Below are 14,426 nucleotides of genomic sequence, written 5' to 3' on the forward strand. Positions count from 1 at the left end.
TTTATTTATCTGATGAAAAAGAAGCTGCTACGTCATGCTGAAAAGGACGGTCGAGCTCTTCCTCTTCATCATAAGGTCCGTGCTTAATTTTTTTATTGAGCAAGTAAAGAAACAAGAGCAAGAGTATGGTATAAACGATAAAAAATAGGATTAGCGAGAACAATACCTGATTGGCTGTTACTGTTTTGCTTACCGCATCACTGGTTCTTAGTAAACCATACTCTACCCAAGGCTGTCTTCCCATTTCAGCGGCAAACCAACCCACTTGATTGGCTATTTGAGGTAAAATGACTGAAAAAGAAAACACCCAGAGCAACCACTTGCTTTCAAAAAGCTTTCCCCTGTACCATTGGAAACAAGCAACAAGGCTGAGTACAATCAAAAACATTCCGATGCTGATCATAATATGGTAAAACTGAAATACTGCATTTACCTGTGAGGGTCGGTCCTTCTCAGGAAAGGCATTTAAACCTGTAACGGGTGCACCAAAATCATAATGCAACAAATAAGATAAACCTCCGGGAATATTTAAGCCTGTTACGGTTTGTGATGATTTATCTACCCAACCGAACAAATACATGGGTGCAGCAGCATTTTCTTCAAAATGTCCTTCAAATGCAGCCAATTTAGCCGGTTGATTTACAGCTACTCCATTGGCAGAACTATGGCCTGAGATCAATTGAGCCAAAGAAAAAACGGTGGCCACTACCAATGCGATTTTAAAAGCTTTTTTTGAAATTGCTATATATCTTCCTTTTCTTAGGTAATAGGCATGAACACTCAAAACCAAAAAAGCTCCGGCCAAAAAGGCACCTTGCCAAGTATGCACCAATCGATCCATGCTGGAAGGATTAAATACCATTTCCCAAAAATCTATAATCTCTGCCCTGGCTTCCATACCTTCGCCCACAATATGAAAACCCGCAGGTGTTTGTTGCCAGCTATTTGCAATGACTATCCATACTGCTGAAAACATGGAGCCTAAAAAAACCCCTAAAGTAGCCACCCAATGAACCCAAGGTTTAACTCGATTCCAACCAAAAAGTAAAATACCTAAAAAGCCACTTTCCAAGGCAAAAGCAAAAATTCCCTCTGCCGCCAAGGCACTGCCAAATACATCTCCAACGTATCGAGAATAGGTAGCCCAATTGGTGCCAAATTCAAACTCCATCACGATGCCCGTTGCTACACCTATCCCAAAGGTTAAGGCAAATATTTTGGTCCAAAACTTTGCCAATATCTCATACTCTTTATTTCCTGTTCGCAAATAAATACTTTCCATTATGACCATAATCAGTCCCAGCCCAATACTTAAAGGAGGGTAGATATAATGGAAGGCAATGGTGAAAGCAAACTGTATTCTGGAGAGAATTTCTACATCCATTTTTTCTTAATTTAACTTATTTCACACCCAATATTAATCAAATCTATAAACTAGAATTTTACGTTTAAAAAATAAAAAAATGGTGAATCTCTTAAACATAAAAAAGGTCCAAATGTACCTACAATTATGGTCTGAATATCAAGGTATAAAGTTAAAAAAACAGGTGAATTGATCAAATTAATAAAGGTTTAATTAATTTAATCTTATATTATGCAACAGCTTCTAACGATCCTATCAATCATGAGTTAAAAGCCATACAGACCTCAACATTTAAAGCCATGGAAAAAATTAGCCAAACGCTCAAACCTCCCTATTATGCCGTAATTTTTACTAGCATAAAAAGTGATCACCTAGAAAATTATGATGAAGAGGCATTGCGCATGGAAAATTTGGTTAAATCTCAACCCGGTTACTTAGGCCATGAATCAGCTAGCGCTGAGATAGGGATAACAGTGAGCTACTGGAAAGACTTGGAATCCATAAAAGCCTGGAAAAAGCAAAAAGATCACCGCTTGGCTCAAGTTAAAGGAAAATCTACCTGGTACAGTCAATATAAGATTCGTATATGTAAAGTAGAAAAGGAATATGGGATGTAAACGTCCAAAGTTTACCTGTCATTTAAAAATTTAACCATGAAATGTTTATCCAAACTAACTGTAATGGACATAAAATTTAAACTACTGTTTTTTGTTGTATGGACATGCCTCATCACAGCCTGTACCTCGTCCAAAAATACAGAAGAGGCCACAATTGTATTCCAAGGGGGCACCATTTATACACAAGATCCAGCAAATCCCATTGCCCAAGCCCTTGCCCTTAAAGATTCCCTTATCTTATATGTAGGTTCAAAAGAAGAAGTTGAAGCCTATATTGGAGCACAAACCCAAATTATTGATTTTTCCGGTAAAATAATGACTCCGGGGTGGATAGAAGGACATGGCCATTTTATGGAAATGGGCTATAGTTATTTGAACCTTGACCTATCCACGGCCAATAGCTATGAAGAAATTGTTGCTCGTGTAAAAGAAGCAACCGCCACTACAAGTCCTGGCCAATGGATTATTGGCCATAGCTGGCACCAGAGCAAATGGGAAATCCAGCCTGATGAAACTATCAATGGCTTACCATTGCATAATTCACTAAGTAATAGCAGTCCAGATCATCCCGTAGCCCTCTTTCATGTAAGTGGACATGCTTTACTGGCCAATGAAAAGGCAATGGAAATTGCCCAAATTGATCCATTGAATCAAGAGTTGAAAAAAACAAATAAAATAGAAGGGGGTGAAATTATAAGAGACGATAATGGAAATCCAACAGGTGTTTTTAATGAAAATGCCATGAGCTTGATAAATAAACACCTCCCTAAAAATAGTTTAGAAAGGAATATCCAAGCATTTAGTTTGGCTCAAGAGGCTTGCCATAGCATGGGCATAACCGGGTTTCATGATGCCGGAGTAGGCAGTGAAACTTTGAAATTTTACCAAAAGCTACATGCTGAAGGCCGGCTTAAAACAAGAATGTATCTTATGCTCGCAGGCAATGACAAAGCCTTATTACAGGATTGGTATCAACAAGGCCCCATGCTTGATCCTATGCTTACTGTTCGTTCCATAAAATTAATGGCCGATGGCGCTTTAGGGACTAGAGGTGCTTGGTTATTGAAAGAATACTCAGACCAAAGCGATCATTTGGGTCATAAAACCTTACCGATGTCAGAGGTATATCAAACAGCCTTGAAAGGTATAGAACACGGGTTTCAGATTGCAACTCATGCCATTGGAGACAAGGCTAACAGAGAAGTACTTAATCAATACCAAAAAGCATTTGAAACAAAGGATGTCAAAGGTAGTCAGCACCGTTTTAGGATAGAACATGTACAACATCTACATCCTGATGACATCCCAAGATTTGCAAAACTGGGAGTGATACCTTCCATGCAGGCCATTCATTTATCTTCAGACAGACCATGGGCAATTGACCGCCTGGGAGAAAAAAGGATCCTAGATGGGGCATATGTGTGGCAATCACTTTTGTCCACAGGCACAGTATTAATCAATGGAACAGATGTTCCCGTAGAACCCTTGTCTCCTATAGAGAATTTCTATGTAAGCGTCACACGCAAAACACTTAAAGGAGAACCTGAGTCCGGATATGAGCCAGAGCAGAAAATGACAAGGGAGCAAGCACTTACATCTTATACTTTCTCTCCCGTTTTTGGTGCCTTTGAAGAAAAAATCAAAGGCAGTATCACACCCGGTAAATTAGCCGATCTGGTCATACTCAATCAAGACATTATGAATATAGGTGAAGATCAAATTTTAGATACAAAAGTACTGATGACCATTATTGGAGGTGACATTGTATATCAAATTGAGGAGTAATTAGAAAATAGAAAGTTTCTATTTACATGGTTTTCACTGTTCTAAATATTCCTCACCCGTCATAATGGGGGTTAGTCGGAGAAGTTCCTCGGAAGTAAACAATCGAGAACGAATCATAAACCGTATTCCCAATGGTATTTCTATGGAAAAACTACTTCCTCTACCCTTCACTACATCCAGGGTTAATTGGGTGTGTTTCCAATAGTCAAATTGATCTTCATTCATAAAAAAATCACACCCATATACCTTCCCCATCCATACGTCACTAGCTCCTACTATAAAATCACCTTTCTCAAAGCACATTGGTGAAGATCCATCACAACAGCCACCACTTTGATGAAACATTAAGTCGTTGTCATGAGACTTTTTCAATTGATCAATAATTGCTTTGGCTTCTTCGGTAGCCAAAACCCTTGGTGTATATTCTTTCATGGTAATTCCGCAATTAAATGAGAAAAAAAATGCCGGATTCATGAGACATCCGGCATTTTGTCAATTAAAAGAAACCCAACTTATTCTTATCATACGAAATCAACATGTTTTTGGTTTGCCTATAATGGTCTAGCATCATCAGGTGGTTTTCTCTACCAAAACCGGACTTTTTATACCCTCCAAAAGGAGCATGCGCCGGGTATGCATGGTAACAATTGACCCAAACCCTGCCTGCTTTAATTGCCCTAGGTACCTGATACAATTCATGGGCATCTCTAGACCATAAACCTGCTCCCAAACCATACATGGTATCATTGGCTATTTCAATGGCTTCTTCAGTAGTTTTAAATGTAGTTACTGAAGTTACAGGCCCAAAAATCTCTTCTTGGAAAACCCTCATCTTATTGTGGCCTTTAAAAATAGTAGGCTGTACATAGTATCCTTCTTCCAATCCGCTGTTTAGTCCTGCTTTATCTCCACCACACAATACCTGCGCCCCTTCTTTTTTACCAATATCCAAATAGGACATGATTTTCTCTAACTGATCATTTGAAGATTGCGCACCCATCATGGTGTCCTCGGCCAATGGGTGCCCCATTTTTATGGCTTTGGTTCTTTCGATAACTTTCTCCATAAAAACATCATATATATCTTCATGAACCAAAATTCTGGAAGGGCAAGTACAAACTTCACCTTGGTTCAAGGCAAACAATACGGCTCCTTCTACAGCCTTATCAAAATATTCATCATCGGCATCCGCCACAGATTTCATGAAAATATTTGGAGATTTACCACCCAACTCCATAGTCACAGGCACCAAATTTTCAGAGGCATACTGCATAATCAATCGGCCCGTGGTTGTTTCTCCTGTGAAGGAAACCTTGGCCACCCTTTTTGAACTGGCTAAAGGTTTTCCCGCCTCCGGACCAAAACCGGTAATCACATTTAGCACTCCCGGAGGTAAAATATCTCCGATCAACTCCATCAATACCATGATACTAGTGGGCGTTTGTTCCGCCGGTTTTACTATGGTACAGCAGCCTGCAGCCAGGGCCGGAGCAATTTTCCATGTAGCCATTAATAAAGGGAAGTTCCAAGGGATGATTTGGGCTACCACACCTAACGGCTCATGTAATGCTATACTGACAGTATTCTCATCATGCTCAGAAATGGTGCTCTCATCAGCTCTTATCACCCCGGCAAAATACCTGAAATGATCAATTACCAAAGGCAAGTCTGCTGCTCTGGTCTCTCTCAATGCCTTGCCATTGTCTACCGTCTCAATTCGAGCCAGCATTTCAAGATTGTCTTCAATTACATCCGCAATCTTATTTAACAATTTGCTTCTCTCTGCCGGAGAAGTTTTAGACCATGTATTGAAGGCTTCATGGGCAGCATCCAGAGCCAATTCAACATCCTTCTTGTTTCCTCTCGCTGCTTTGGTAAATGGCTTTCCATCTATGGGAGAAATATTGTCAAAATATTCACCCGAGGTAGGTGCCACCCACTTGCCTCCAATAAAATGATCGTATTTTTCTTTCACCTCCGGTCTTTCCACCGGCGTACTTTGGGATAATGTTTGTGTTGACATTTTTTTATTATTTTGAGTTTTATCAAATTTATAAGTAAATTAAAATTTAAAATCCACCTGAAACACCATCTTATCCACTTGAAAATTCATTCTGAGATATTCAACCAATAAGATGCTTTCAACGTGAAATACTAAAAGGCATATATATGCTAATTTGGTAACTTGAATGTTGATACTATTATGCCACAAAAACCCTTAATAGCCGGAGTCCCTTGGAGAAATGAATTGGACCTTAAAACATTGGTTGAAAACAGGACCACCTATTCATTGAATAATTGTGAACTTAATATTTTGGAGACTTGGTTTTGACCACTATGATTAAGGGTAAAAAAGTAATGCACCTTTTTGACAAACCCGGTTTTGAGTATTTGCCCGGAGAATCTGTTATAGTCCCACCCAATGAATTAATGAAAATAGATTTTCCCGAGGCAAAATTAGACAATCCTACCCAATGCATTGCCCTTTCAATCTCCCAGGACATGATTGAGAATACTTTTAACTTATTGAATGAAAAACTACCGGACAAGGAGTGGCAAAAGCAATGGGGACTGGATTTGAATTATTTTCATTTGATAAATAATCAAGACTTATCTGAAATCATCAACCGATTTATTCGAATCGGTGTCAAGGAAAGGTCAAAAGAGAAAGATCTAATCGCTTCGCTAGCTTTAAAAGAATTGCTTATCCGACTTTCTCAAACACAAGCGAGAGATATACTTGAAAAGACCTACAAGTCTTTGGCAAACTCAAACAGAATCGCCCATGTTGTCAATTTTATCAAACAAAACTTACAAGAGAAATTTACCTTGGAGTCATTAAGCAATAAAGCTTGTATGAGCAAAACTCATTTTTCAAGAACTTTCAAAAATGAATTCGGTATCAGCCCAATGGAATATGTTTTGGAGCAGCGGTTGAATAAATCCGCGCAATTGCTCCAAAATGTCAACCATCAGGTTCAAGATGTGTGCATGTTGGCAGGCTTTAATAATGTTACTTACTTTATTAGGGCATTTAAAAATAAATTTGGGCAAACCCCCAAGGTGTATCAGGCAAGGTATGTTTATTTAACTTAATTCCATTTATTTATATCATCTTATCAGGATATGCGTTTTGATGAGAAACTTTAGATGAATTTTTGAGTTTCCAAGCCCCAAATCTCCATTTTATAAGCAAACCTATATTTGTATAAAGTTGTCTTGTTGTTATCAGTACTAAAAAATAGCTGATTGTATATTTAGACAACCTAAAACACTTATATACTTTTTTTAGCCTTGTAATTTCCCTTCTATCAGTCTCTTCCAAACCAAATCGAGTGCAAAAAAACAGTCTGCTTGTGGTACATTCTTCTTGTAAAGTGGTATTTAACTAACAATCACAAATAATTAGACAATGAAGAAGACTTTTAAAGCCTGGCTTATTATTCTGATCACCCTGTTAAATGGCAATTTCCTCCTGGGGCAAGGGAATACCGAGCAATTCTGGAAGCCCGTAGAAGACAATCCCTATTTGCAGGAACGCAGGGAGATAATCCCAACTGATAAACCCATAGACCAGGTAGCCATATTGGATGAAGCTGTGTTTACGGTTAAAGAAGGTCAATTATTGCTTTTGCAAGGGCAGCAACTAGTACCGGTAAAAGGAGCTCCAGAAGCAGTCAATAAAATTGAAGTATTAAAAGGTGACCTATGGGTAAGCAGCAATTCAGGCCTTTATCTTTTTGATGCGAAAAAATGGAGTAAAATCAGCACTGAAAGAATTGTTGATTTCTGTGTGCACCTGAATCAAGTCCACGTGGCTACTTCTGAATCCATTTTTAAATATGAAAATGGGACCATAATAGATATTATACCAGAAGGAGGTTATCTGTCTAGTGATGTAACAATGCTTATGGAGGATGGTAGTCAGCTACTTGCAGATCCAGTAACCTTAGGCCCCATTACAGCCATTGAGAGTTATAGCCAAACCTTGCATATTTTGCAACCCGGTAAATTAGTTCAGTTGGCAGGGAAGGTAGTCAATGAACACCTGATTGATTGGGGAAATTTACCCTCAAAAAATACGCGAGACTTACTTAGTATAGGGAGCAAACTTTATATCAGTACAGACCGAGGTTTAGGCCTGTTGAGAGGGACCTCTCTTATGCCAATTAAAGGAACAGACGGCTTACCGGTTGAAAACACATCGCAAATGATCAGAGGATTTGACAGCGACATGTGGATAGGAACTCCGCGTGGTCTGATCAGAATGACCAATGATGGATTTCATTATTTTGGTTCAGAACTTTGGTTACCTGACAATAAGGTCAATAGTATATCAAGCACCAAGAATAAAGTAATAGCTGCCACTGATGTAGGACTGGGAATTATCCACTACGAACCTTTTACCCTACAGAAAAAAGCTGACCATTACGAACAATGGATGGAAGCTTACGGACATAAAAGAATGGGATTCACACATACTTTATCCAAAAGAAACGGAGAATGGATCCGAGAGATCAGTGACAATGATGGCGCCCATACGGCTACATATCTAGCAGCCATGAGTTATAAATACGCTGTGACCGGTGATGAAGCGGACAGAGAAGAGGCATTGGAAGCTTTTCAGGCCATGTTATTTCTTGAAAGGGTAACACCGATAAAAGGGCTAATTTCAAGAGCAGTATTCTCAAGAAAAGGAGACCCGGGAACGCTGAACAATAGAGGCTCTGGAGGCCTGCCAGCCAAATGGTATGCCACTGCTGACAGTTTATGGTACTGGAAAGGGGATGCATCCAGTGATGAGGTCATTGCACATTATTACTCAGTAGCTATCTTTCATGATTTGGTGGCCAAAGGAAAAGAGAAGGTTCTGGCAAAAGAGCATATGACAAGGATGACCTCTTATATAATGGATAACGGTTGGAAATTAATTGATGCTGATGGAGCAACTACCAGATGGGGCCGATGGAACCCTGAATATTTACTGAGGCCATACGGCTATGAAGACCGAGGTATCAATGGCCTGGAAGTACTGGCTTTCACTTATGCCACTTACGCACTAACCGGAGAAGAAAAATACAAAAAAGGATATGATCAATTAGTGAATTGGGGCTATCCGGAAAACACAATCAAACAAAAGAAAACCTTCCCTCCTTCACAAATCGCCCCATGGGATGATAACCTGGCACTAGAGTCTTATATGATACTTCTTCCTTATGAAAAAGATCCTGATTTGCGATCCACTTATTTAAGAAGTTTGGAAAGGACTTTTGAAATCAAACGTATGGAAAAAATTCCCTGGTTTAATTTTACCTATGCAGCCTTAACAGGAAATGATGCAGATCTCGGAGCCGCGACCCAACACCTCAGGGAATGGCCACTAGACTGTACCAACTACAGCTATAATAATTCTCATAGAGATGATTTGTTTGTAGAAGAAGGATACATTTCTTACGAAGGTGGATTAAAAGCCATATCGCCGCGCGAAGTAGCTGCCCTTAGAGAATCCAGAAGAGCGATTGTTTTGGATGGTGGCTCAAATGGTAATAGGGTCACAGAGCCTACCGGTTATTTAAGAGATTATTGGAAAGGTAGGTATTACGGTTTTATCAAAGCTCCAACAGTTACGGATAAAAAATTATTGACTGTGGAAAAATTTAGTGAAACCAACCTTGGTGCAAAACCCTATAATGGAACCAAAAGACCTGATTATTTAAAATAATTTGAATAAAATCAAAAGTTAAAATAGGTGACTTGGAAAGTTTAAGTCACCTATTTTGATTTACCAGTTATAAATTCAACCAATAGTTCAATTTCATCACAAAAGCTCTTTGTTTAGAGGCAAATGAATCCGGAAAATAATTGTCTGTATACACCATAAATAAATCCGAAACAGGGGCATATCGCCATTGTAAACGGGTATTGATATTGATGTTATCAATCTGATTATTGTATTGAATAAAAGTTGTCCAAAAGAGACTTCTTGTAAAGGTTAAGTCAAACCTCGGGCCGATTAAAATCAAATCCACATCTTTTTGAGGTTTGGGAAACCTAAGCCTACTGTAACTTAAATTCATAGATATATTTGCTGTATAGCCAACTCTCCATTGGGCAGTACCAATGAAATTTGCCAAATGACCATTGTAGTATTGACCAGCTTGGCCTGTACCTTTTAATGAAAAGGCCTTCCTTGGATCGGTTCTCATTTCTATTCCAAAATAATTGTACCTATAAGAAGTGCCCTGAGCTAGAGGTTCTCCTCCTGTTCTAGTAGGGTCAAAAGGGAAAAATAAATAGGTATATTGATTATTGACACTGAGCGTTACTTCAGCATAAGAATGCAAGCGAATCAGGTAATTCAGGGTATGCAGTTCATCGGTAACTCCCAATGAGGGTGTCCACAAGGTCTCCGACTCAAATCCCGGCCCATGCCTATTGATAAGTTTAGAATCCGGAAAAAAAGTGTAGCTTATGATTGGTGCAATTCTCTGGTAACCAACTCTAGGAGTATACCCCACCAAAGGGTTGTAGTTTTCTCCCACATTGGAATAAGACAAACCTGCCATTAAGTTTACATCGGTAAAAGTAAGCTGGGCGTGACCTGTTCCTGTATTATTTAATTTACTTTCTTCAAATGTTTTGTGATAAAAAAACTTTCCCGTCCATCGGTTGTCTTTTGAAAACAAATTGTAATCAACACCTAACAGACGATTATGTTGCCCATTGACTAAATTCAATCCACCCTGTTCCATATCCATGGTTTCTCTATTGATAAGCATTACACCCACATTGGAGCGGTTAAAAACCTTACGCTGCAAGGCAGCCACTGTAAAGTTTTTTCCTGATATACCTCTGAGGGGATCATTGGCGGTCTGCATATTCATCGCTCCTATTCTCCAGTCTTCATTCAGCTTACCACTTAATCTGGCTCCATACAGGATCTGATTTTGCACATTTTGACCAGTGTTTTCGTCCCTGTCCACGCCTATTCTTCTAGAGAAAAAAGGCCTAATTCTGTCTGTACCGAAATCAGCAAAAAGGTCAACATTCTCCAAAAAGAATTGTCGCCTTTCCGGAAAAAAGATTTCAAATCGGTCTAAATTTGTCACCTGTTCATCAACTTCAACTTGAGAAAAATCAGGATTAACGGTAAGGTCCAAATTCATCGCAGGACCTATCCCGATTTTAGCATCCCCTCCAAAAGATGGTTTCATGGGTTCCTTTATACCTTTAATGGAATTATTGGTCGAAGCAACTGCTGCATAGGGGATTATGGAATAGTTCCCTCCCGATTTGGGCAAAGGTTCAGAAAAATGAAGGTTCCTAGAAAAAGCAGTATGCGTCACATTAAAAGTTTTAGGAATAGGGGTCCATGTGGTTTTCTCGGAGTATTTGCTGTCTATCCTATAAAAATTAATGTTCCAGTCTTTCGCTCCATCTTTGTACCTTAAGGTTGACAAGGGAATACCAATTTCCACAATCCAGTGGTCCTCATGTATCGTGGCCTCTGAATACCACTTATTGTCCCAAGCCAAATTAAAGTCGGTAGATAGCAACCCACCATTACCTACCATGGCCTCTCTTTGCACACCATAGGGATTAACTCCAAAAATATAACCATTGGTTTTGTCATTAAAGGTGTCAATTACAATACTGATTCCATCATTTTGATTGCCACGATAGTCTCTTCTTAAGGATGTGCTCACATATTTTTTTCGAGGCTCAGGATTTAAAAGTATAGCCGCTATATAAATGAATTTATCATCAAAGGCTACCTTTACTTTGGTTTCAGCAATGGCTTTTTCTGTATCGGTAGGAAAAGTCTGAACAAAATCACTTTGCCAACCTACATCTTTCCAAATTGGTTCATTGAGAATCCCATCTATATGGACTGGATTCTCTGCCTTCTCCGCAAAAATCCCGGGATGTTCAGCCTCTTGACCTAAAAGAATAATAGATGTTAATAATAAAAGTAGGAAAGTGAAAATTAGTCTATACATAAATAAAGGTGTTCAAAGGCTAAGTTAAGCCTTCAAACACCAAATATTTTATTAGTTTTACACTAATGGTATTCTAAAAAGTAATTTATAATAACTTTTAATTATTTTTTATTCGTCACCCAAACATTTATGTAACCGGTGGGCAGCTCCATCACTACTTTTAAATCTTCGTATTCTGTCTTCAGATCTAAAATATCTTCCTGATCAACAAGGGAGACCTCTCCAATAAGTCGATAAATATCAGTTTCACCATATTTGAATTGATTGGTGGCTGTGACCCATATTTTTGCCTTGGCCTTGGATGAATAACTTTTCCAGGATAGTTTGAGTGATTTACCATCTAATTCACCGGACAAATGACTGGCATAAGCTTCTCCCAAAAGCCCAGCACCATCCAGCTCCATGGCTTGGTTTTTAGGGATATTAATGTCCATAAAATGAGTAATGGTAGGAAAAATCGATACAATTCCGGGGGTTTGTTGAAAAACATCATTGAATTTTTTATTGGTAACAATCCAAGTTGCCCGCTCTTCATCAGTTTGCCCTCCATGTCCACGACCTCCAACTTTTCTTCCATGATCAGTCGTAATTATGATCATCCAATCCTCATTATGCGCCTCCATTCTCTTCTGTATCGCATTCCAAATTAAACCAACCTGCCTGTCGGCTTCCTGAATACCTGCATCCATCTGTGGGCTTTCCCCAAACCTGTGCCCCATGTCATCTGTATATTGTAAATACACCCATGTCAGGTCTGGACTTTTCTCCATAATATCGTTTGCTGCATAAGCAGCAACAGCTTGATCAATTCTTTTGATATAATCACTTTTATCGTCATGAGGGTAGGAAAGCGTATCTATTTCCAAGCCATCAAAATGGTAATCCAACTGCAAATGACCGGTTGCTTCTAAATTTTCTCCCACCAGCTTTGTTCTATTGTCCAACCAGGTAGAATAAACTGCTGTGGTTTTATGCGGATAACTGTTCTTAAAGTTCCTGAATAGGGTTGGGTAATTGTAATTTGGTTGACGAATTCCATTGCCTTTGACATTGTGTTTGTTTACCCAAACTCCTGTTAGCAAACTATTATAACCTACGGCTGAAATGGTAGGTGTTTCAGAATAGCCTCCTTTTTTACCTCCCACATAAGCATGACTATAACCGCCTTGGGAAGCAATTTCATCGAGGTTTGGTGTAGGGTTACGCTCCAAAAGCTCCCTTTGAATACCATCTAAAATAATAAAAAGGGTCTTTTTCTCTTGGGCATGGGCAGCCAGTGTCAGCATGTTGCCTAACACAAAAATAATGGCCAACCTTATTGTGTTTTTCTTCATCTAATTAGGGTATTAAATTTCTTTTTTAGGTAAAACAAAAGTAAGCTGTTGAAACCAAATGGTTCCAACAGCTTAACTGGCATTTTTTTTTCAACTAATTATTCCCAACCAAAAATTTGTTCAAGGTTTGGATTGAGTGTTACCTGTTGTATTGGTACGGGTCTGTAATAGTATTTGGGCTCAATAAAATTTCTAGATGTGACTTCAGTGACCATTGTACCGCCATCTTCACCATTTTCAAGATAGACCGTCACATTGTCATCTATGGTACCTGCTTTATAATAGATAAGCTTTTCGCCTAACTCATTTGCCTCTTTATTACTATCTTCAGGGATATCTGTATCTTCATCTACCAATTTCACATCCGGAATTCCATCCCCAGTTAAGTCAAAATTTCCCAAGCCGGAAAAATACATGCCTTCAGGAATATTTTCCAGCAATTTTCCTGCGCCATAACGCATCAAGTCATCAAATCTATAACCTTCTACTGCCAATTCAACTCTTCTTTCCCTACGGATTTCTAGCAATACACCTGCCATTGGACCGGAAACATTGGGGTATTTGTTTTGCATGAAAGCATCAGGTTGGGAATTTGCCTGATTTATGTTCAATGATGGCATGCCTACCCTACTTCTTAGTAGATTGATGGAGGCATCCAAATCTGCCTGCGTTAAGGTTCCGAGTTCAGCTAAGGCTTCAGCATAGATCAAAAGCACCTCTGCATACCTGTACACAGGAAAATCCAAGCCTCCTAAGTCAAGGTTGTCGGTAGTATTACTGTAACCTTTATGCTGGTAGTAACCGGTAAAATTTCTGTTCAGTAAAGGAATATACGCACTGGTTTCCGGTTCTCTGACCCAGCCGGGATAAACCAAAGTTTGGTACAATCTAGGATCTCTGTTTTGAAATTCTTCTACGTAAGAAAAATTTTCAAAGCCCGGATTGTCAGTATAGCTAGAGCCGTCTGCCATCAGGTAAGCCTGAACCAAATCTCTAGCCGGAGATTGTTCATAAGTCCCAAAAACCCCGGTATTGACATCACTACTTTTGTCCTTATTACGGTCATAAGCATTAAACAATATCACTTCACTATTACTTGTCAAGTCTTGACTATTGAACAACGCCTTATAATCATTTTCGGGATTACCTGTATTATAAATACTGAATTCTCCGGAATCCATAATGATTTTAGAAATTTCACTAGCCTTGGTCAGAAAAGTGTTGGCAGTACTCTGTAAAGCCAATTCATCATGATACTTTCTAAAAGTGCCCTCATAAAGAGCAAACCTTGCATAGAACTGTTTAACAGCCCAATTACTGGGAGTTC

The 14,426-nt window shown here is 39.0% G+C and carries 9 protein-coding genes and 1 pseudogene; 4 read left to right on the top strand and 6 right to left on the bottom strand.

Going from position 1 to position 14,426, the window contains the following annotated elements:
• Position 1: 1 nt before the first annotated feature.
• Positions 2 to 1,384 (bottom strand): cytochrome ubiquinol oxidase subunit I, encoded by a 1,383-nt coding sequence (locus tag AAC037_RS01065; protein ID WP_339900991.1) that lies wholly within the window; start codon positions 1,382 to 1,384, stop codon positions 2 to 4.
• Positions 1,385 to 1,662: 278 nt separating this feature from the next.
• On the opposite strand from AAC037_RS01065, the gene AAC037_RS01070 reads away from it, so the two are divergent.
• Together AAC037_RS01070 and AAC037_RS01075 are read left to right on the top strand one after the other, a co-directional pair.
• Entirely contained in the window at positions 1,663 to 1,980 is a 318-nt protein-coding gene (locus AAC037_RS01070; protein WP_339900993.1) for an antibiotic biosynthesis monooxygenase, read from the top strand.
• Between the two features lie 36 nt (positions 1,981 to 2,016).
• Positions 2,017 to 3,765 (top strand): amidohydrolase, encoded by a 1,749-nt coding sequence (locus AAC037_RS01075; RefSeq protein WP_339900994.1) that lies wholly within the window; start codon positions 2,017 to 2,019, stop codon positions 3,763 to 3,765.
• Positions 3,766 to 3,798: 33 nt separating this feature from the next.
• Here AAC037_RS01075 and AAC037_RS01080 read toward each other — a convergent pair whose 3' ends face one another.
• Together AAC037_RS01080 and AAC037_RS01085 are read right to left on the bottom strand one after the other, a co-directional pair.
• On the bottom strand, positions 3,799 to 4,197 hold the full coding sequence (locus tag AAC037_RS01080; protein ID WP_339900995.1) for a DUF779 domain-containing protein: 399 nt from the start codon (positions 4,195 to 4,197) through the stop codon (positions 3,799 to 3,801).
• A gap of 64 nt (positions 4,198 to 4,261) precedes the next feature.
• On the bottom strand, positions 4,262 to 5,788 hold the full coding sequence (locus AAC037_RS01085; protein WP_339900997.1) for an aldehyde dehydrogenase family protein: 1,527 nt from the start codon (positions 5,786 to 5,788) through the stop codon (positions 4,262 to 4,264).
• Positions 5,789 to 5,968: 180 nt separating this feature from the next.
• Here AAC037_RS01085 and AAC037_RS01090 point away from each other — a divergent pair.
• Positions 5,969 to 6,861 (top strand): annotated as a pseudogene (locus AAC037_RS01090) (AraC family transcriptional regulator).
• 316 nt (positions 6,862 to 7,177) lie between these two features.
• Entirely contained in the window at positions 7,178 to 9,487 is a 2,310-nt protein-coding gene (locus tag AAC037_RS01095; protein ID WP_339900999.1) for a hypothetical protein, read from the top strand.
• A 67-nt stretch (positions 9,488 to 9,554) separates the two neighbouring features.
• Here AAC037_RS01095 and AAC037_RS01100 read toward each other — a convergent pair whose 3' ends face one another.
• The 3 genes from AAC037_RS01100 to AAC037_RS01110 form a co-directional block, all read right to left on the bottom strand.
• A complete protein-coding gene (locus tag AAC037_RS01100; RefSeq protein WP_339901001.1) occupies positions 9,555 to 11,765 on the bottom strand; it encodes a DUF5916 domain-containing protein in 2,211 nt (736 codons plus the stop codon).
• A gap of 101 nt (positions 11,766 to 11,866) precedes the next feature.
• Positions 11,867 to 13,099, bottom strand: a complete 1,233-nt coding sequence (locus AAC037_RS01105; protein ID WP_339901003.1) for an alkaline phosphatase family protein — start codon at positions 13,097 to 13,099, stop codon at positions 11,867 to 11,869.
• 98 nt (positions 13,100 to 13,197) lie between these two features.
• The coding region (locus tag AAC037_RS01110) for a RagB/SusD family nutrient uptake outer membrane protein (RefSeq protein ID WP_339901005.1) at positions 13,198 to 14,426 on the bottom strand (1,229 nt) is incomplete at its 5' end.

It is taken from the genome of uncultured Cyclobacterium sp. (genome assembly GCF_963976465.1).
Classification (GTDB): Bacteria; Bacteroidota; Bacteroidia; order Cytophagales; family Cyclobacteriaceae; genus Cyclobacterium.

Bases quoted from the DNA above. Each gene is read 5' to 3' on its own strand.
- AAC037_RS01065 (WP_339900991.1), bottom strand. From the start codon at position 1,384: ATGGATGTAGAAATTCTCTCCAGAATACAGTTTGCTTTCACCATTGCC.
- AAC037_RS01070 (WP_339900993.1), top strand. From the start codon at position 1,663: ATGGAAAAAATTAGCCAAACGCTCAAACCTCCCTATTATGCCGTAATT.
- AAC037_RS01075 (WP_339900994.1), top strand. From the start codon at position 2,017: ATGAAATGTTTATCCAAACTAACTGTAATGGACATAAAATTTAAACTA.
- AAC037_RS01080 (WP_339900995.1), bottom strand. From the start codon at position 4,197: ATGAAAGAATATACACCAAGGGTTTTGGCTACCGAAGAAGCCAAAGCA.
- AAC037_RS01085 (WP_339900997.1), bottom strand. From the start codon at position 5,788: ATGTCAACACAAACATTATCCCAAAGTACGCCGGTGGAAAGACCGGAG.
- AAC037_RS01095 (WP_339900999.1), top strand. From the start codon at position 7,178: ATGAAGAAGACTTTTAAAGCCTGGCTTATTATTCTGATCACCCTGTTA.
- AAC037_RS01100 (WP_339901001.1), bottom strand. From the start codon at position 11,765: ATGTATAGACTAATTTTCACTTTCCTACTTTTATTATTAACATCTATT.
- AAC037_RS01105 (WP_339901003.1), bottom strand. From the start codon at position 13,099: ATGAAGAAAAACACAATAAGGTTGGCCATTATTTTTGTGTTAGGCAAC.